The sequence below is a fragment of the Streptomyces sp. NRRL B-1140 genome, from assembly GCF_001280065.1.
Classification (GTDB): Bacteria; Actinomycetota; Actinomycetes; order Streptomycetales; family Streptomycetaceae; genus Streptomyces.
This window is the reverse complement of sequence record NZ_LGEA01000047.1, coordinates 98,992-118,090: the sequence shown is the minus strand read 5'-3', so window position 1 is coordinate 118,090 and position 19,099 is coordinate 98,992. Positions and strand designations below refer to the sequence as shown.

General features: G+C 70.2%; 15 protein-coding genes and 1 pseudogene. 5 read left to right on the top strand and 11 right to left on the bottom strand.

The window, feature by feature from the left end; all coding sequences use genetic code 11:
• Positions 1–2 precede the first annotated feature (2 nt).
• From ADK65_RS07360 to ADK65_RS07340, 5 genes are all read right to left on the bottom strand, one after another.
• Positions 3–1,139 (bottom strand): aromatic ring-hydroxylating oxygenase subunit alpha, encoded by a 1,137-nt coding sequence (locus ADK65_RS07360; RefSeq protein WP_053668986.1) that lies wholly within the window; start codon positions 1,137–1,139, stop codon positions 3–5.
• A gap of 93 nt (positions 1,140–1,232) precedes the next feature.
• Positions 1,233–2,396, bottom strand: coding sequence for an NAD(P)/FAD-dependent oxidoreductase (locus tag ADK65_RS07355; protein WP_078955848.1), 1,164 nt, complete (start codon positions 2,394–2,396; stop codon positions 1,233–1,235).
• A complete protein-coding gene (locus ADK65_RS07350) occupies positions 2,393–2,755 on the bottom strand; it encodes a bifunctional 3-phenylpropionate/cinnamic acid dioxygenase ferredoxin subunit (protein WP_053668984.1) in 363 nt (120 codons plus the stop codon). Before ADK65_RS07350 ends, ADK65_RS07355 begins: the two co-directional genes overlap by 4 nt.
• Before the next feature lie 421 nt (positions 2,756–3,176).
• Positions 3,177–3,812, bottom strand: coding sequence for an MBL fold metallo-hydrolase (locus tag ADK65_RS07345; RefSeq protein ID WP_053668983.1), 636 nt, complete (start codon positions 3,810–3,812; stop codon positions 3,177–3,179).
• Positions 3,812–4,897: an S-(hydroxymethyl)mycothiol dehydrogenase gene (locus tag ADK65_RS07340; protein ID WP_053668982.1), complete on the bottom strand. Its 1,086-nt coding sequence runs from the start codon at positions 4,895–4,897 to the stop codon at positions 3,812–3,814. The genes ADK65_RS07345 and ADK65_RS07340 overlap by 1 nt, the downstream gene beginning before the upstream one ends.
• A gap of 273 nt (positions 4,898–5,170) precedes the next feature.
• Between ADK65_RS07340 and ADK65_RS07335 the strand changes: the two genes are divergently transcribed.
• Entirely contained in the window at positions 5,171–6,358 is a 1,188-nt protein-coding gene (locus tag ADK65_RS07335; RefSeq protein ID WP_053668981.1) for an ABC transporter substrate-binding protein, read from the top strand.
• Positions 6,359–6,402: 44 nt separating this feature from the next.
• Here the strand turns inward: ADK65_RS07335 and ADK65_RS07330 are convergent, their stop codons facing one another.
• Both ADK65_RS07330 and ADK65_RS07325 read right to left on the bottom strand, forming a co-directional pair.
• Positions 6,403–8,163, bottom strand: a complete 1,761-nt coding sequence (locus ADK65_RS07330; RefSeq protein WP_053668980.1) for a hydroxysqualene dehydroxylase — start codon at positions 8,161–8,163, stop codon at positions 6,403–6,405.
• A 240-nt stretch (positions 8,164–8,403) separates the two neighbouring features.
• On the bottom strand, positions 8,404–11,088 hold the full coding sequence (locus ADK65_RS07325; protein ID WP_199825581.1) for a SpoIIE family protein phosphatase/ATP-binding protein: 2,685 nt from the start codon (positions 11,086–11,088) through the stop codon (positions 8,404–8,406).
• A gap of 90 nt (positions 11,089–11,178) precedes the next feature.
• Here ADK65_RS07325 and ADK65_RS07320 point away from each other — a divergent pair, with 90 nt between their 5' ends.
• A complete protein-coding gene (locus ADK65_RS07320; RefSeq protein WP_078955847.1) occupies positions 11,179–12,306 on the top strand; it encodes a PP2C family protein-serine/threonine phosphatase in 1,128 nt (375 codons plus the stop codon).
• Between the two features lie 207 nt (positions 12,307–12,513).
• Positions 12,514–12,708: a double zinc ribbon domain-containing protein gene (locus ADK65_RS07315; RefSeq protein WP_053668979.1), complete on the top strand. Its 195-nt coding sequence runs from the start codon at positions 12,514–12,516 to the stop codon at positions 12,706–12,708.
• A 457-nt stretch (positions 12,709–13,165) separates the two neighbouring features.
• Here ADK65_RS07315 and ADK65_RS07310 read toward each other — a convergent pair whose 3' ends face one another.
• Positions 13,166–13,615 carry a VOC family protein gene (locus tag ADK65_RS07310; RefSeq protein WP_053668978.1) on the bottom strand — a complete coding sequence of 150 codons (450 nt, stop codon included), beginning with the start codon at positions 13,613–13,615 and terminating at the stop codon, positions 13,166–13,168.
• A 63-nt stretch (positions 13,616–13,678) separates the two neighbouring features.
• On the opposite strand from ADK65_RS07310, the gene ADK65_RS07305 reads away from it, so the two are divergent.
• Together ADK65_RS07305 and ADK65_RS36840 are read left to right on the top strand one after the other, a co-directional pair.
• On the top strand, positions 13,679–14,188 hold the full coding sequence (locus tag ADK65_RS07305) for a hypothetical protein (RefSeq protein WP_053668977.1): 510 nt from the start codon (positions 13,679–13,681) through the stop codon (positions 14,186–14,188).
• Between the two features lie 92 nt (positions 14,189–14,280).
• A pseudogene (locus ADK65_RS36840) lies at positions 14,281–14,706 on the top strand (DUF4246 family protein); the annotation flags it as partial.
• Between the two features lie 324 nt (positions 14,707–15,030).
• Here the strand turns inward: ADK65_RS36840 and ADK65_RS07300 are convergent.
• The 3 genes from ADK65_RS07300 to ADK65_RS07290 all read right to left on the bottom strand — a co-directional run bounded on the left by ADK65_RS07300 (position 15,031) and on the right by ADK65_RS07290 (position 18,329).
• A complete protein-coding gene (locus ADK65_RS07300; RefSeq protein WP_053668976.1) occupies positions 15,031–16,446 on the bottom strand; it encodes an FG-GAP-like repeat-containing protein in 1,416 nt (471 codons plus the stop codon).
• 143 nt (positions 16,447–16,589) lie between these two features.
• Positions 16,590–17,051: a hypothetical protein gene (locus ADK65_RS07295; RefSeq protein ID WP_053668975.1), complete on the bottom strand. Its 462-nt coding sequence runs from the start codon at positions 17,049–17,051 to the stop codon at positions 16,590–16,592.
• A gap of 213 nt (positions 17,052–17,264) precedes the next feature.
• Complete coding sequence (locus ADK65_RS07290; RefSeq protein ID WP_234352817.1) at positions 17,265–18,329, bottom strand: C40 family peptidase; 1,065 nt, start codon at positions 18,327–18,329, stop codon at positions 17,265–17,267.
• Positions 18,330–19,099 lie beyond the last annotated feature (770 nt).

Below are 19,099 nucleotides of genomic sequence, written 5' to 3'. Positions count from 1 at the left end.
CGTCACCGCGGCCGCCCCAGCCTCGCGCCCAGACGCTCCTGGACGAAGGCGTGGAACTCACCGATGTGGTGCTCGCTGGGCACGAGGACCCCGCCCTTGGCGTACAGCCGTGAGCTCATCGCGGGCTGGCAGCGCTCGCAGGCGTCGAAGTCCTGCCGGTTGACCCGGTCGAAGAGCTCCACCGACCGGCTGACGTCCTTGCCGCTCTCGACGACGTGCTTGAGGTACAGCCAGTCGCACTCGACGACGGTGCGGTCCGCGGCGACCGGGTACATCCGGTGGAAGATCACGTGGTCGGGCACGAGGTTGATGAACACCTGCGGCCGGACGGTGACCGCGTAGTACCGACGGTCCTGGGCCTCGGTGACGCCCGGAATGCGGTCGAGGCCTTCCGAGCCGTCGACGGTGAAGCCCTTGACCTCGGAGCCGAACTCCGCGCCGTGTCCCACGTAGTACTGAGCCGCGTACCCGTCGGCGAACTCGGGCAGCACCTCGGTGAGTTCGGGGTGGATCGTCGCGCAGTGGTAGCACTCCATGAAGTTCTCGACGATCAGTTTCCAGTTCGCCCGGACGTCGTAGACGATCCGTCTGCCGACCTCGAGGTCATCGATGCCGTAGTGCTCGATCGACTCCGTGTCGCCGAGGCGCGCGACCACGTCCTGCACGACCTCGTCGAAAGGGGGCGGGTTCTCGGCGAGGCACACCCACACATAGCCGAGCCACTCGCGCGTCGCCACGGCTGCCAGGCCGTACTCGGTGCGACCGACGTCGGGCATCTTGGTGAGGTTGGGCGCCGCGACGAGTTTGCCCGTCAGGTCGTACGTCCAGGCGTGGTAGGGGCATTGGAAGGCGCGCTTGACCTCGCCGCTCTCCGCCGTGCACAGCTTGGCTCCGCGGTGCCGGCAGACGTTGAGGAAGGCGCGTACGGACTGGTCGCGTGCACGGGTGACGAGGATGCTCTCGCGGCCGACCTGGACGGTCCTGAACGCCCCCGGAGCGGCGAGGTCGGTGGAGCGCACGGCACAGAACCACATCGCCTCGAAGATGCGTTCCTGCTCCTGGGCGAAGATGCCGGGGTCGGTGTAGGCGGAGCCGGGCAGGGTGGCGATGAGACTTTCCGGCAGACCGGTCGAGGTCACAGTGCACTCCTCGGAGAAACGTCGTGGAACGGGAACGCACACGCGCCGGGACGAGCTGCACCGGACGACGTCGGATCTGGGAGCAGCTCCCTGTCAGAACGCGTTGGCCGCGAGTTGCTTGCGCCAGCGCATGAACAGCCGGGGCTGGTTCATCCCGAGGACGCCGACCGGGTGCCCGGCACGTCGGTAGACGGCCAGGACATTACGGTCGTCCGCGGCGCCTTCCTCGATCGTGACGCTGTCGGCGCGGGACGCGTTGCCGGCGAACTGGATCTTCACGCCGTACTGGTCGGACCAGAAGTAGGGCGGTCTCGGGACGCCCGGTTCGGTCTCGCCCCAGGAGAGCAGGGCGGCGACCGCCGCGTCGGGGCGTTCCCGGGCGCCGGTCCAGTGCTCGACACGGCGGTGGGTGCCCGCGCGGGGGTCGTACCAGGAGGCGCAGTCGCCGACCGCGACCACCCCGGCCACGCTGGTACGGCCGTCCGCGCCGCACTTGACGCCGTCGGCGAGTTCGACACCGGAGCCCGCCAGCCAGTCGACGCAGGGGCGGGCCCCGACGCCCACGACGACGATGTCGGCGGGGACGCTACGGCCGTCCTCCATCAGGACGGCGTCGACGCGGGTCTCTCCGCTCAGCCCTTTGACGCCTACTCCGCACAACAGGCGTACGCCGTGGTCGGCGTGGAGGGCGGAGACGATCCTGCCCATGGCGGCGCCGAGCGGTCCGGCCAGTGGTGTGGGCGCGGCCTCGACGATGGTCACGTCGAGGCCGAGCGCACAGGCGGTGGAGGCGACCTCGGCGCCGATGAAGCCGCCGCCTATCACGACCAGGCGTCCGCCCCGGGCCAGTTCGTCCCGCAGAGCGCGGGCGTCGTCCAGGGTGCGCAGGGTGTGCACACCGGCCAGGCCGTCCATGCCGGGCAGGGTGCGGGCGGCGGCGCCGGTGGCGATGACGATGCCGTCGGCCCTCACCTTCCGGCCGTCGGTGAGCCGTACGGCGCGGGGTGTCGTGTCGAGTCCGGCGGCACGGGCTCCGAGCAGCCACTCCACTTGCAGGTCCTCGTCGTCCGGCTCCAGGGCGAGATCGGCCTCGCCGATGCCGCCGGCCAGGAACTCCTTGGACAGCGGCGGCCTGTCGTAGGGACGGTGGAGCTCGTCGCCCATGACGACCAGCCGTCCGTCGTATCCCTGCTTGCGCAAGGAACGCGCCGCTGACAGACCGGCCAGCGACGCGCCCACCACGGCCACCGTCCTCACGCGACGCCCCCGGCGAGCCGGGCGGCTATGCAGGGAGGCAGGTTCGGGGCGGCCGTGGACAGCCGGACGTAGATCATGCCGTCCTCGACGAAGACCTCGTGCGTGCGCACCGGGAGCTTGGCCGGCGGGGCGTCGACGGCTCCGGTCGTGAGGTTGAACTTCGAGGCGTGCAACGGGCATTCGACCTCGCGGCCCTCCAGCCAGCCGTCGGCGAGCGAGGCGTCCTGGTGGGTGCATGTGTCGTCGATGGCGAAGAGTTCGCCGTCGTCGGTGTGGAACACCGAGACCGGCGGGTCGATGTCGAGCCTGTGGGCCTCGCCTCGGGGCAGATCCACGAGACGGCACGCGGGAATCATCATGACACCTCGGTGCGTATAGCGAAACGGATTGCGGTCAACGCAACGCCAGTGTGAGGGCGTCCGCAAACCCTTGTCAAGGAGTTCACGGGCCGCTCGGCGCCCATATTTCTGGTTGCACCATGTGGAACAACCTGCGCCATAGGAAACGCAGGTGAGGCTGGGCGCGCTGTGGAGGAGGGCGTGTGCGACGGCGCCGGCGCGCACCCGAGACCCCGGCCGGCGGGCACGCGCACGGCGTCGGCCGTCGAGGCGACGCCGTGGACCAGGACGCACCGGCACGCTGCTCGGCGGCTGGGACCGGCACCGAAGCCGGAGGGGCCGGGGGCCGCGGGGTCCGCCGGTGACGTCGCGAGTGAGTCGCGCGCGGAAGACGGAGGACCGAGGGCGTTCGGCCATCCCGGCCCGTGCGGCGGTGCTCGTGTCACCAGCCGCGGGCGGCCCACTCCTGCAGGTGCGGTGCTTCCGCCTCGATGGTGGTCGAGTCACCGTGTCCGGTGTACACGACCGTCTCACCGGGGAGGGTCAGCAGGCGGTCTCCGATCGACGTCAGGATCGTGCCGAAGTCGCTGTACGAGCGCCCGGTCGCGCCGGGCCCTCCCGCGAACAGTGTGTCGCCGCTGAACAGCGCCCCGAGGTCGGGGGCGTACAGGCACACGGCACCGGGTGCGTGCCCGGGCGTGTGGAGCACGCGCAGCCCGATGCCCGCCACGACGAGGTCGTCGCCGTCGGCGAGGGGAGCGCCGGGCTGCCTGTTCGGGTGCACCATCTTCCACAGCACCTGATCGTCGGGGTGCAGCAGGACGCGCGCGCCGGTGGCGAGGGCGACGTCGGGCGCGGCACGCACGTGATCGTCGTGGGCGTGGGTGCACACGACGGCCGACAGGCGGCGGTCACCCACGGCTTCCAGGACGGCGTCGGAGTCGTGCGCCGCGTCGATGACGATCACCTCGTCGTCGTCACCGACGATCCAGACGTTGTTGTCGACGTCCCAGGTGCCGCCGTCGAGACTGAACGTCCCGCTCGTGACGAGGCGTTCGACGCGGGGTGCGCCGGCCATCACAGCACCACCACGGAGCGCAGCACGTCGCCGCCGTACATCTTCTCGAAGGCCTCCTCCACGTCACCGAGGCCGATGGTCTCGGTGACGAACGCGTCCAGGTCGAACCGGCCGCCCAGGTAGAGGTCGATGAGGGCCGGGAAGTCGCGCGATGGCAGGCAGTCGCCGTACCAGCTGGACTTCAGCGAGCCGCCGCGGCCGAAGACGTCGAGCAGCGGCAGTTCCACCTTCATCTCAGGGGTGGGCACACCCACCAGCACGACCGTGCCGGCCAGGTCCCGCGCGTAGAAGGCCTGCCGGTACGTCTCCGGGCGGCCGACGGCCTCGACGACGACGTCCGCGCCGAAGCCGCCGGTCAGTTCGCGCACCGCCTCGACCACGTCGTCCTTGGCTCCGTCGACGGTGTGGGTGGCCCCCATGGTCAGGGCACGGTCCAGCTTGCGCCGGTCGATGTCGACGGCGATGACCCTGGCCGCGCCGGCGAGCCGGGCTCCCGCGACGGCGGCCATGCCGACACCACCGCAGCCGATGACGGCGACGGAGTCTCCCCGCCCGACGGCGCCGGTGTTGACGGCGGCGCCGAAGCCCGCCATGACACCGCATCCGAGCAGCCCGGCTGCCGCCGCCGGGGCGGCCGGGTCCACCTTGGTGCACTGCCCGGCGGCGACCAGCGTCTTCTCCGCGAAGGCACCGATGCCGAGGGCGGGCGAGAGCGGGGTGCCGTCGAGCAGCGTCATCGGCTGCGTCGCGTTGTGGGTGGCGAAGCAGTACCAGGGCTTGCCCTTGCTGCAGGCCCGGCACTGGCCGCAGACGGCACGCCAGTTGAGGATGACGAAGTCACCGGGTTCGACGCCGGTGACCCCCTCCCCCACCGCTTCGACGCGGCCGGCCGCCTCGTGTCCGAGCAGGAAGGGAAACTCGTCGTTGATCCCGCCCTCGCGGTAGTGGAGGTCGGTGTGGCAGACGCCGCACGCCTCGACCTTGACCAGCGCCTCCCCCGGGCCGGGATCGGGAACGACGATCGTCTCGACGGAAACCGGGGCGCCCTTCTTCCGGGCGACGACGGCACGTACCTCGTGAGCCATGGGCTGCTCCTCAGACGGGGAAGTCACGCGGGTGCACTGCTTCAGGAGTTGCTTTATCAGATACGCGCACCGCTATACGCAACCGAGCATCGGGGAGGAGGACACCGGGGTCAAGAGGTCGGCCGCAACCGGACCGGCTCGCCGGCACGCGCGATCGCCGAGGCGGGGCCGTCAGCCCGTGCCCGTTGATCGACAAGGTGTCCGGTAGGCGTGGCCGGCCTCTCGACGCCGTGCCGATTGTCCGGTCGTCACCGGGCGCGGCATGCTGCCCCGATGCCCCTGAAGACGATCCCTCCGCTCTCCCGCCGGACGCTGCTGCGCACGCTGGGCTCCGGCGCGGCGCTCGGCGGACTCACCGGGTGTGGTGTCCCGGCCGCGTACGTACGCCCCGGCGACCGCGCCGCCGTCGACCTGTCCTCCACCGATCAGCGGCTGAACTGGGCGAACTGGCCGCTGTACATCGACACCGACGACGAGCGTCCCTCGCGGCGGCCCACCCTGGAGGCCTTCGAGAAGCGCACGGGGATCTCGGTCGAGTACGTCGAGGAGATCAACGACAACGACGAGTTCTTCGGCAAGATCAGCCCGGCACTGATGAACCGCCGGCCCACCGGCCGCGATCTGATCGTCATCAGTGACTGGATGAGCGCGCGGTTCGTGCGACTCGGCTGGGTGCAGGAGATGGACCGGGCCCGGCAGCCGAACGTGACCCGGTATCTCGACCCGCAGTTGCGCTCGCCGGTGTTCGATCCCGGCCGCGCGTTCACGGTGCCGTGGCAGTCCGGCATCACCGGCATCGCGTACAACCGGCGCAGGACCGGCCGGGAGATACGGCAGGTGTCGGATCTGTGGGCGAGCGACCTGAAGGGCCGGGTCACACTGCTGTCCGGCATGGACGAAGCGTTCGCACTGTTGATGCAGGGCAACGGCGTCGACATCACCCGGTGGACGGCCGACGACTTCCACACCGTCTGTGACCAGGTGGAGAAGCAGGTGAAGACGGGACAGATCCGGCGCTTCACGGGCAATGACTACATCAAGGACCTGTCCAGTGGTGACGTCCTGGCATGCCAGGCGTATTCGGGAGACGTGATCCAGCTCCGGGCGGACGACCCGGACATCGAGTTCGTCGTCCCCGAGGAAGGCGCCGAGCTGTGGGCGGAGTCGCTGACGATCCCCAACCTCGCCCGCCACAAAGCGAATGCGGAGCGGCTCGTCGACTACTACTACGATCCCGAAGTCGCCGCCGAGCTGGCCGCATGGGTCAACTACGTCTGCCCGGTCCCTGCCGCACGGGAGGTCCTGGCCTCCGCGGGGGACGCGGAGAGCGCCGCCCTCGCCGAGAACCCGTTGATCTTCCCCGACAAGGAGATGCGCAGCCGGCTGGCCATCGCACGGGACGTCGCTTCCGACGAACGTGTGGAGTTCGGCAGGCGGTGGAATCACATCGCCGGACTGTGAGGGGGTGCTCGCACCGGTCGAATCCTCGACCTCCGTGGGGGCCTTCAGCCGATGTCGAAGGCGTTCGGCAGGCCGAGGAGGTAGCGGGTGCGGTCGTGGCGTCTGAGGGGCTCCAGTTCGGGGGCTCGGTAGAGGGGGGTCACGGCGCAGCGTGGTGCGGTGGATCCGCATCGGTCCAGCAGGGCGTTGACAGCTTGCCGGGCCGAGGAGTTGGCGCCCTCCATGGTGGCGAGGTCGATGGGTACTGCCACGTAGTCGCCGGCCAGGAAGAGGTTGGGGATCTTCGTGGCCGACTGCGGGCGGTGGTGGAAGGTGCCCACCGGGTGGATGAGCAGTTGTTCCTCGTTGACGGGATGCGGCGTGCCGAGGCCGTCGACAGCGGGGTCGAGGAACCAGGAGTGCAGCACGGAGTCCCGCAGGACTGTACGACCGCCGTCGTTGAGCGACGCCTTCAGCTGTGCCCACACCTCGCGTGCCACTTCGGTGCGGGTGCAGTGCTTGGCGGTCTTGCCGTACAGGATGCCCGGGCGGTCCCACTCGGAGACGTCCACGGACAGGCAGTCCACGACCGTACCGTCACCGTAATCGGCCGGGAAGTCGCGGCCGGGCCAGTGCTGGGCCTGGGCGATCGCGGTCAGCGACCAGGGGGAGTCGATGAGGTCGAGGTGGCCGTGCACGGTCGGTATGCGCTCGGTCAGGTAGAACTGAATGCCCGTCATCCAGTCCGTCTCCAGCCGGTCGCACTCGGCCAGCTGGGGGTCGGCCGCGCGGACGGCGGAGTTCCATGTGCGGCGGGCGTGCTCGACGGGCATCGCCGAGATGTAGTGGTCGGCGGTGACGGTCCGGCGCGCGCCTGAGGGGTCCTCCACGACGGCTCCGGCGATCGCCCCCGCGTCCAGGGTCAGGTCCCGTACGGTCCAGCCGACGCGGAACTCCACGCCGAGTGACTTCAGATAGGTCACCCAGGGGTCGATCCAGGCCTCGTTGGTGGGTGCGTTGAGGATCCGGTCCAGTGGTCCGTCCGCGCCCCGCCCGAGGAGGTTGAAGGCGAAGGCCTCCAGCAGGGTGCCGACCGTGCGGGTGCTGGCCTCCTCCGCCTTGGTGGCCACGATGTTGCGGGTGATGCCGACCGCGAGGACCCGTTGGTAGTCGTAGGACATCCGTCCGGCGCGCACGAAGTCCCACCAGGGCGTTCGCTCCCATACCGTGTCGCGCCGCTGGTCGCAGCTGGTGAGGAAGACCAGCATGCGGTTGGCGAAGTAGAGCGCCTCGTGGAGGGGGAGGTTGAAGGCCGTGTCCAGAACGGCGGTGAAGGCGCGGCGGATTTCGTCGGGGGTGAGTTCGGCCGGGGGGTTGTCGGGCCAGGGCAACGGAATCCGGATGTCCTCACGGCCGCCCGACCTGGCGAAGAGCATCTCCTTCGGGGCGACGAGGTTGTCGTGAACGCCGCCCGGGTTGCCGGGGAAGGGGATGCGCCGCATCGTGTCGGGCAGGTTGTGGTAGATGCCGGGGATGAAGCGGAAGCCGTGCTCGCCGGGCAGGGGGCGTCGGCCGCCCGTGCCGCTGTCCGGTACGTCCATGCTGCGGGCCTTGCCACCAAGTGCCCTGCGCTCGTAGACCGTGACCCGGAAGCCGCGCTCGGCGAGTTCGTGTGCGGCCGTGAGCCCGGCGACGCCGCCGCCCAGGACCGCCACCGTCCCCGGTGAGGAGGCGTCCTCGGCCGAAGCCCCCTCCGCGGTTCCGAGAGCCAAGCCGCCGGCGGCCGCGGCGGTACCCAGGAACTCTCTGCGCGTGGTGCCACTCATCGCCACCCCTTACCGTTGGTAACGTCAGCCGCACGAGGATATGGGCGGGGCAGGAACCCCGGAAGGCAGCCGACGCAACTTGGCTTGATGGCACATCACTTGGACGGCTCACGGCGCGCATCTGCCGTGAGCCGGGGGGAGCGCCGAGACGATGCCGGCCCGACGGGCCCTACGCCCGATGCGTCGAGAACCGGCTGCATGCTGGGGTCTCACGCCCCAAGCGGCACCTCCGGCTCGGAGTCAGGGCAGGGCCTGTTCCGCCCAGATCACCTTGCCTTGCGGGCTGTACCGGGTGCCCCAGCGCTCGGCCATCTGCGAGACCAGGAACAGGCCCCGGCCACCCTCGTCCGTCGTCGCGGCGTAGCGCAGATGAGGTGAGGTGCTGCTGCCGTCGGCGACTTCGCAGATCAGGGTGCGGTCGCGGATCAGCCGGACGTGGATCGGTCCGGAGCCGTAGCGGATGGCGTTGGTGATGAGCTCGCTGAGAATGAGCTCCATGGTGAAGCCGAGTTCCGCCAGGTCCCACGCTTCGAGCTTTCGGGCGACGGCGTCGCGCATCCCCGCGACGGCGGCGGGGTCCTGGGGGACGTCCCAGTCGGCGATGTGGTCGGGCGGAAGTTGCCGTGTACGGGCGACGAGCAGGGCGACGTCGTCCTTGGGGCGCCCGGGAAGCACCCTTTCCAGCACCTCCTGGCAGGTCTCCTCGGGTGGCCGGCCGGGGTTGCCGGTGAGCGCCTCGCGCAGCAGCTCCATTCCCACGTCCAGGTCGCGCCTGCGGTCCTCGATGAGGCCGTCGGTGTACAGGACGAGCTGGGTCCCCTCGGCGAGGCAGAGCTCCGCGGTCCGGAACGGCATGCCGCCCAGGCCCAGCGGCGGGCCGGCGGGCACGTCCGGGAAGGTGACGGTCCCGTCAGGACGGACCAGAGCGGGCGCCAGATGCCCCGCCCGCGCCATGACGTAGTGGCGTGTCACCGGGTCGTAGATCCCGTAGAGGCAGGTGGCGCCCACGACGCCCGCGGCGCTCTCCGCCGCCTCGCTCTGGTCGATGCTTCCGACCAGGTCGTCCAGATGGCTCAGCAGCTCGTCGGGGGGCAGGTCGAGGGCGGAGAAATTGTGCACGGCGGTGCGCAGCCGTCCCATGGTGGCGGCGGCGTGGAGGCCGTGGCCGACCACGTCGCCGACGGCGAGGGCCACCCGGCTGCCCGGCATGGGAATCACGTCGAACCAGTCCCCGCCCACGCCCGACTGCGCGGGGAGGTAGCGATAGGCGATGTCGAGGGCGTTCTGCTCGGGCATGGCCTGCGGCAGCAGGCTGCGCTGAAGGGTCACCGCCAGGGTGTGCTCGCGGGTGTAGCGACGGGCGTTGTCGATGCTTATCGCGGCACGGGCCACCAACTCCTCCGCGAGCGAGACGTCCTCCTCGTTGAAGCGCTCATGCTGCTGCGCACGCCAGAAGCTGGCCATGCCCAGGACGACGCCGCGGGCCTGGATGGGCGCGGTGATGAGGGAGTGGATGCCGTAGTCGATGACCGCCTGGGCCCGTTCCGGGTCCTGCACGCGCCAGCTCGTGGCGGACGGCAGATCGCTCACCAGCTGGGAGCGGCCGCTGCCGTATCCGCGGGCCTGCGGCGTCGCGGGAACGTAGTCGAAGAGCCGGCCCTGCTCGATGAGCGGATGGTTGTCCACGATGCCGGACACGGCCGCGCGCCGCATGGCCGTCCCGGTCGGGGCCGGCTCCTCGCCGTGCAGGACGGCGTCGGCCAGGTCCACGGTGACGAAGTCCGCGAAGCGCGGGATGGGTACCCGCGCCAGTTCGTCCGCGGTGCGCAGCACGTCGAGGGTGGTGCCGATGTGGAGTCCGGCGTCGTACAGCAGCCGGAGCCGTTCCCGTGCCACCTCCGCCCTGCCCGTCACCGCCTGCAACTCGGTGGAGTCGCGCAGTGTCACGACCGTCTCCCTGGGTCCTCCCTCGCGACCCGTGGGCCGCTGCCCCGTGGGCCGCTGGTTGACCGCGATCAGCCGCTCTCCCGCCAGGAACACCTCGTCGGTCGCCTCGCGCCCCGAGGTGAGCAGCGCCTTCGTCTCGGGATCGAGGCCCGGCAGGTCCGAGACGGGCCGCCCCTCGATGTCCGGGGGCAGCTCCAGCAGGCGTCTGGCCTCGTCGTTCGCCAGCATCAGCCGCCCGTCGGCGGCCACGATGAGCACCCCTTCCCGTACGGAGTGGAGCACGGTGTCGTGGTGCTCGTACATGAGGGCCATCTCGTCCGGGGCGAGGCTGTGGGTCTGACGTCGCAGCCGCCTGCCCACCAGCGCCGTCACGCCGGCCGACAGTGCGAGCGCTCCGGCCCCCGCGCCCAGGATGATCGGTAGTTGTTGGTTCAACTGACTTTCGACGTTCTTGACCTTCATCCCCGCCGAGACGAGGCCCACCACATCGCTGCCGGCGTCCTTGACCGGAACCGTGGCCTGCACCTCACGACCGAGCGGGCCGTCGACGCTCTCCACGAAGACCTTCCCCGCCAGCGAGGGCCCGATCTCGCCCACGAACCGTTTCCCGATCCGGTCCGGCAAGGGATGGGTGTACCGGATGCCCTGGGTGTCCATGACCACGATGAAGTCGACGTCGGCGGCACGGCGTGCCGCCTCGGTGAGCGGCTGGAGAATCTTGCTGGGGTCCGGGGTCCGCAGCGCCGCCAGAACGCCCGGCGAGTGCGCGAAGGTCTGCGCCACGGCCGTGGAGCGGCGCCTGGCCTCGGCGCTGCTGTCCCGCTCCGACTGCAGGATGAGAGCGAAGACGCCGCAGGCTACGAGCAGCACCACCAGAGCCACCTGGAAAACCAGAACCTGCCCGGCTACAGTCCGCGTGCTCTTGCTGATCAGACGCTTGACCGACAGCTGTCGAAAACGGGCGAAAAGACTCGCCATGCGACCTTTCTAACATTGGTGATCCCAGGTAGCCAGGGCGCGCCCGATCCCTGCACGCCCCGTGACCGATTAGACCGATAAGATACTTTTGTGATCACGTCTGCACGGCCGTGGCGCCGTCGCCCCGCCTACAGCGGCCGATGGGATGCTGCCCGGCTGTCGCCCCTGATCGTGACCGTTCTCATCGCCGTCCTGGCCTTCTCCACCCCCAGGGAGATCGCCTTCAGCCGCCTTCTGCCCGCCGCTCCCGCCCTCGCGGCGGCGATGTGGCCCGTGCTCCCCACAGTGGCGCTGGGGGCGTTCTGTCTCGTACTCATGATCGTCCTCAGCTTCTTCCACACCGATCTGGGCACGCCGTTCACGTCGGCCGCGATCATCGCGGTCACCTTGGCGGCCGCGTACGGCAGTCATGTCCGACTTCAGCGGGAGGAGACGCTCTTCCAGGTCCGGCTCGTCGCCGACGCGGCCCAGAAGGTGCTGCTGCGCCCGCTGCCGCACCGCATCGAGGGCGTCGAGATCGAATCGCTGTATCTGGCAGCCCAGGAACAAGCCCGCATCGGCGGCGACTTCTACGAGGCGATCGGTACACCGCACGGGGTCCGTCTGCTCATCGGCGACGTGCGGGGCAAGGGACTGTCCGCGGTGGGGGCGGCCTCGGCGGTGATCAGCTGCTTCAGGGAGGCCGCTTACGACGAACCCGATCTCCAGGGCATCGTCCACCGCCTGGAAACCACCGTCACCCGCCACAGCGCCGCCTTCCCCGCCCAGGACCGGCCCGAGCACTTCGCCACCGCTCTCCTCGCCGAGATTCCGCACGACGGCAGCCGGCTACGACTCCTCAACTGCGGACATCCCCCGCCACTGATCGCGCATTACGGGAAAGTCCGGGTCCTGGAGCCCACGGCTCCCTCCCCGCCCCTCAACCTCGCGGCGCTCATCGGTGACCGCTACCGGGTCGACATCGTCTCCTTCGCGCCCGGTGATCAGCTGCTGCTGTACACGGACGGCGTATCGGAGACCCGGGACCACGCCGGCCGGTTCTTCCCCTTGCCGGACTGGATGCGGCGACAGAGTCCGGAGCACCCCCGGGAACTGCTGGACCGGCTGCACCGGGATCTGCTCCGGCACGGCGGCGGACGACTCGACGACGACATCGCGGCCCTCGCGCTGAGACGCTCCACCACGCAGGACCGGGGAGTCGTCGGCGCTGCGGGCTGAACCGTCGCACCGGCGGCCGGCAGGTGGGGAGAGCCACTGTCGAGAGGAACTCGACACGGTCATCGCCCTGCTTCGAGAGCCCGCGGTACACCGATCCACCGCACGGGACGGCTCGGCCGTCGCGGCCCGGCCGGCCACTGTATCGACTCCGGCACCATGGGTACCCCGCATCCGAAACCGCTACTTCCGAGCTGCTCCCGGAGAGTCATGACGCAGGAAAACGAGAACCAGAAGGGCAATCGGTTCTGCAAGGCATGCGGCACCCCCGCCGAGGACGGGAAGCTGTGCAGCCACTGCGGAACGGTGCTGGACTTCCCGCACGAGAACGGGCTGGTCGACGACGAAGGTGCGGCAGTGCGCCGGGACTTCGAGGGGCGCGCCGGACAGCAAGGGCGAGAGTGACCGAACAGCGGCTGCTCCGGCAGGGGCGATGAACGAAGGTGAGATGCCCGGCCCGGGGAAGGGAACCGCCACGCACCTCACCGGCGTTACGGCTCCTGTCTCGCTGCCCGGCGGTGAGGGCGCCGAGCACTGCAGCGACGGCCAGGATCGCAAGTCCGCGCAGCCAGACCTGTGCCTCGCGCGCTGCGCGCAGCACCCCCGACTCCGTTGTCCGTCTTCGTCAGCAGCCGGCGGGTCGGGTGCGGGCCACCCACATGAGCGCCGTTGCCGAGTCGGCAACCGAACGAGTCGCAGGTCGTGTACGTGGCTTGATTGGGTCTCGTCCCAGCAGGTGAGGCCGTCCAGCGTGTGCTCGGCGTCCACCGCCCGGGCGATCAGCACGAGGCGTTTGATGTCGGTCAGGTCGGTCACCACCGTCCGTGGTGCGACCCGCCCTTGCCCCCGCGCCCATGCAGGGCTACTCGTCCCTCTCCGCGACGAAGATGCAGAACGGGTGGCCCTCGGGATCCCGGTAGACACGGAAGCGCTCCTCGTCGTCGGGGTCCGGCCGGTCCCGGTTGTCGAGCAGACTGCCGCCGAGGCTGAGCACGCGTTCGTGCTGGTTGCGCAGTTCCTCCAGCGAGGCGACGCTCAGATCGAGGTGCATCTGCTGGGGCACCTGTCCGTCGGGCCACTCCGGTTCGCGCAGGCGGTCCACCCGCTGGAAGGCGAGCTGCGGTCCACCGCCGGGATGGCGCAGGACGAGCCAGTCCCCACCGCGCTCGTCCGGCTGACCGGCCGGAGGCGGCTCGTCCCCCTCCGCGTAGTCGAGCCCCAGCAGGGACCGGTAGAACTCGGCGAGTTTGCGGGCGTCGGTGCTGTCGAGCACGGTCTGCACCAGCCGGATGCGGCCTGCGTCGTTGGTCATGGACTCCAGGTGCCCGGCCCGGCCCCGCCCGAACGACCCACTCGGGGGAACTCCCACCACGCGGTGCCGCTCGACTCGAACCGACCGTCGACCGGGGAGTGGGACGCCCCGGTCGACGAAGGGCCTGGTTCCGGTCAGCAGGAACTGCTGCAGGACGACGAACTGCTCCCGCAGGAAGACGAGCTGCTGCCGCACGAGGACGAACTCCCGCACGAGGACGAACTGCTCCCACAGGACGACGAGCTGCTCCCGCACGTCGAGGAGCTACCGCTGGAGCAGCCGCTCGAGGTGCCCTCGCTCGCGCCTGCCACCCACCAGGACGAGTCGACCGGGCTGCAGGCCTCGTGCGTCGTCGTCGCGCTGTGCGTTCCGGTGCTGGTCGGCCAGGTTCCGAAGTCCGGCCCGGCGCTCGTCCCGTGCACGGTTGCCCGGACGGCCAGATCCTCCCAGGCACGACGCCATGCCCGGCGCACCATCCAAGTGACCACGGTGACGACAGCCAGTACGCCCACCAAAACCAATGCGATCAACACGACGCCCCCTTTCGCCGAGCTGTGCCCGGATTGCCCGTAGTATGCCCGGCGTTGTAGTGGCCTGAAGCGCTTCTTGAGCAAGTCCAGAGCTTCGCCGCGCCCGTCTTCCATGACCTCGACGGCTCGACCCGCTCCACGATTCACCTCACGCCCGGTAGGCCCGAGCACTCCGGCGGATCCTGGCATGTCGAAGGCATGCTGAACGAGCGGATCGTCTCCACCGGCATCTACTACTGGGACAGTGAGAACATCACCGAAAGCCAACTGAGCTTCCGGGCGGCGCTTGACGACCCGGATACCCAGCAGAACGACGACAACGGCCTGCGCGAGGTCTACGGCCTGGAGGATGAGGACGCGCTGAACCAGATGCTGGGGTCGGCTGCGACGCCGGCGGGCCGCTGTCTTGCGTTCCCGAACGTCCTGCCACACCGGGTCGGCTCATTCCGCCTCGTGCACCCCACGCGCCCCGGCTACCGCAAGATCCTTGCGTTCTTCCTGGTCGACCCTTCAGGAACCATCGTGTCGACATCTGATGTGCCACCGCAGCAACCGTGGTCCACTGAACCTCTTCCCGGAGCGCATGGAGCGCTTGGGCAGGCGGGGCACGTCGAAGGTGGATACCAGCGTGCGCGCGACCCGGTCGGATGGGGCCTGTGCCGAGTGGTCTGCCTGCTCACCGAGGACACTGCCTGCCCCAACAGGCCGGAACCGGCCGTCCGTGTCATCGGTCGGCCGGTTCCTGGACGTCGGACGCCGCGGGAGCTGGGTCGCGGCGTACGAGGTCCCCTGCGGCAAGCGGTCAGAGAACTGCGGCCTCCGGTTGTGAGACGGGGGGCGAGGTCGGAAACACGCAGAGCGGACCACCGAGGCCCGTCGGTCGGTTCAGTCGGGGAAGGCGGAACCCAGCGCAGCCTTGGTGGCGACCGTGCCGAGAGTCCGGGCGCCGAAGGAGAAGGCTCCCCGGGCCGTGACGCCGGCCGGGCCGGAGCGCAGCACCCAGACCGCGCCCGCCTCCTCGTCCTCGGATGCAGCCGCGACCACCGGCTCCGCCCGGCCGTCACCGTCGCCGTCGACGAGGTGGGTGGTGGAGCCGAAGAAGTCCTGCCGCTCGGCGGTGCCGGGCATGTTCGCGCTGTTCTGGCTGAGCACTGTGGTGCCGGCGCCGGTCGGTCCATGCGGTCCGCCGGGTACGACGGCGAAGGTGCCCGCGCGCTTCACCCCGTCGAAGCTCTCGTACGGGTTTCCGGCCAGCACGTCACCGTATCCGTCACCGTCGACGTCCCGGACCGACAACGACCAGCCGAAGGTGTCGTCCCGTTCCTGGACGCCCGGGACGCCCGGGGTGTCCTGGTCGATGACTTGGGGCGCACCGGCGGTCAGGCCGTCCGCTCCGGCGTAACGGATGCGCAGTGAGTTGGAGCCCAGTACCAGGTCCGCCCTCCCGTCTTTGTTCAGGTCGCCGAGGGTGAGATCCGCGTGCGTGCGGCTCTCCAGGCCCCTGAGGATTGTCAGCGGGCGCACTCCGCCGCGGCTGCCGAGCAGCTGGTTCACCTCGGAGGTGTAGCCGCCCTCGGGGTCCCGGTCGTATGCCCGGGTCACCGTGACCAGGTCGGTGGCGCCGTCGTCGTTGGTGTCCCCGGCCGCCACCCCGACCGTCAGCACGTCGTCGTCGGCGAACTTCACGCCGCTCTGGACGCGCGAGGGCTGCCCGTCGCGGCCGAAGGGCCCGTACGCCACCAGGCCTTCGCGGGCGAGGTCCCGGTGCCCGTCGCCGTCGAAGTCACCGGCGACCGTCAGGCCGGCCTGGAAGCTGCCAGTGCCCTCGGCGGGCAGTACCTTGCCCGTGGTGAAGCCGTCGGGCCCGCCCCACAGCACGGTCCGGTTGCCCTCTCGGGCGAGGCCGTTCTGCTCCCACTGCTCTCCGGGGGCCGCGACCAGAAGGTCGGTGAAGCCGTCGCCGTCGAGGTTCACGGCGGTGAGGCGGCTCCCGAACCGGTCACCGGCCTCGACGGTGCCGGGCACGCCCGTGGACGCCTGCGTGTACACCGTGCGGGCGGCGGGGCGCAGCCCTCGCTCGGATCCGAACAGCACCGCCACGTATCCGGCGTTCGCCTTCCCGCCCACTGTGGCGTCCGGGGCCGCAACGGCCAGGTCCTCGTACCCGTCGCCGTTGAAGTCCTGGCGAACCTCCGCCGCGGCGGGCCGGGCGTGCGCCACGGGCATGAGGGCGGTGGAGCTGAGCAGGGCGAGCGCGACCACGACGGTGCGCCGGGCTGTGCCCCGTAAGGGCTGAGACATGTCGACTCCGGAAGTCGTGTGAGCAGTTGAGCACGGGCGGGTGCCGGTCCCGTCCCGGGACCAAGATCCTCATCCGTACGCCCAGTACGACTGACTGCCCCAGGACTTGGTTGCCTGCGGTACGCCGGCAATTCAGGCCGCTTTCACTCGGAGGCTCTGTGCAGATGGTCCATGGTCGTGCCGTCGGGATTGCGCCCGAAAGCGGCCTCCAGAACGGCGGGGAGGTCTGCCTCGGGGACCGCGGCGCGCAGCCCCGCCAGAACATGACGGAAGGTGTCGTCGTCGATGACGCCCAAGTGTTCCTGACCAAGTTGGTGGATGATCTCGACAAGATCGGGCCTCAACCGCATCCAGGCCCGGGAGGTCCGGATCTCCTCCTCGACCCGGTGCATGAACCAGCGCATGACCCCGTACGGGACGTCCACGTGCCCTCCCCGTGGGTGGAAGCACACCGTCGGCTCCCGTGCCGGATCCTCGTCCGGGACGATCGCCGTCACGAGATTCCGCTGTCCGGCAACGACGTCCAGTTCCAGGTACCAGGCGTCATCCGGTACGGAGTACATCGCGGTGATCGTGTACTCGCCGTCGGGGTGCTGAAGGGCCATTGCCGCATGGTGCCAGGTGAGGTCGGGACGTGCCTGTCCGATTGGGCGCCCTCGACGGCGAGCCCGCGCCCGTCTCCTGCTCTCCGTGCCTTGCCGATGACCGGTCCCGGCCCCATGGCAGTTGGAGGGCCAGAAGTGTGGCCAGCAGACCAATCAGAAGTGCCGGACCCCCGTCCATGCCGTCCCCCGGCCGGACCGGGCGGCTGAGTGACGTCAGGCCGGGCGGATCGCACCCTTGATCGCCGACTGGCCGGCGAAGAACACCGACTCCTCACGGATGAGTGCGCCCGGCCCCGGGGCGTGGATCATCATGCCGTCGCCACTCCAGATACCGACGTGGCCGAGGTCGTCGTGGAAGAAGACCAGGTCTCCGACCTGTGCGTCAGCGAGCGAGACCTGCACTCCCGCTCCCCACTGGGCCTGGGCGGTCCGGGGAAGCGTGACACCGGCCGTCTTCCACGCGGCCTGGGTGAGACCCGGGGCGTCGTACGATCCCGGCCCGACCGCGCCCCATACGCAGGGCCGACCGATCTGCGCGCGGGCGAAGGCGATCACCCGCTCGGTCCGAGTGCTGTGGCCGTGGTCCGGCGACGACCAGGATCCACCGTAGGCGCCGGGTGTGTAGGCCGTGGAGGGGGTCGCCCGAGCCGTGGGGATGTCCGGGGCCGGTGGGGCGGCAGCCCGCGTCGGCGCCGAGGGGGCGAGTGCGGTGACCGGCCCGGTGGGCATGGGTGGAGCGGGAGCCGCCACGGTTGATACGGGGGTGGCCGGCAAGCCATCGCCGTACTCGGCGGGGGGCACTTCGGCCAGGGGACCGGAGGGGTGGTAGGCGGTGAGATCGGCTGCCGCAGCTGTGGCGTACGGTGCGGTCGCGACGGCTGCCGGACCGGCACCGTACGTCTCCGCGCCGCTTGCGGGAAGGTTCCCCTGGTGAGCACCCGTGGCGGGGGCGGGGACGGCGGGCAGCGCCGCGGTGGAGTCCGGAGCGGCGGGCAGCACCGCGGTGGACTGGGGGCTGAACTCCGGTGCGCGCACCGACGAGGGCTCGTACTGCGGCCAGGCCGCCATGCCGCCGTCGAGTGCCGGCTGTGCACCGGTACGCCAGGCGCTCTCGTCCTGCCGGGTCTTGTCTGCCGCAGCCGGTGCGGCACGCTGGGCGGGGAGCTCCGGGAGGAACTCGGTGGCCGGCGCCTTGGCTGATCCGCTGGTCAGCTCGAACGGAGCACCCGTAGGTGTCGGGGGCGCTTCGAGGGCGCGAGGTTCTGCACGACGTTCCACCTGGGGCACGGGACGTGCTGCCTGGGGCGCGTGGTCGGGCAGGGCCGGCACCCTTTGGCCCGCGTGCCATGCCGGCATGGTCGGGCCCAACTTGGTGCGGGCGGCGTCGAACCACTTCCGGGCCATGGTTGCGACCGCCGGCTCCACGTCATTCTGGGACCGGCCACGGGTGGCCGCGTCTCGCTGGCGCGGGATGGCGGCGGCGCGGGTCGCGTTGAACCTACCGGTGTCGCTCTCGGCCCGGTCGTAGAGTCTGTCGACCCACCGCCGCACCTCGTCGGGGCTCGGCCCCTCGCTCTCAGTCGCCAACGCGGGCACCGGCCAACGGCGAGAGCCGGGTCTCGGCAGTGCGAGCCTGAGGGGCAGAGGACTTGCCCCTGTCCGGGAACTCGGTCACTCCGGGGCGCGAGGGTTGTTCAAGTGCCATGAGAAGGGCACTCCTTCCGTTCCGAGAGCACACGAAACCACCGGCCTATCGGTGAGAGTTGTGCACACGGTGACCAACTTAGCTAACTTGTGCGCCTTCCGTGAAGATCGAAGAGAGAAATGCCTGATATGCCACTGTGACCTTCGCCCCTCACTTCGCAAACCCCGACGAGAATCAACTCATCGGCGCAGTTTCCGAGGCGCATCGCGGAGGCGGACACGAGCGGCCCACGCCGTGCGCGCGGACTGCCCGGCGGTCAGAACAGCCGACCCTGGCAGCCTCGCAGAAGGGAGCGCGGGTCAGGCCGGCTTGTGGATGCCGGCGCCGGTTCGTCGCCGAAGAG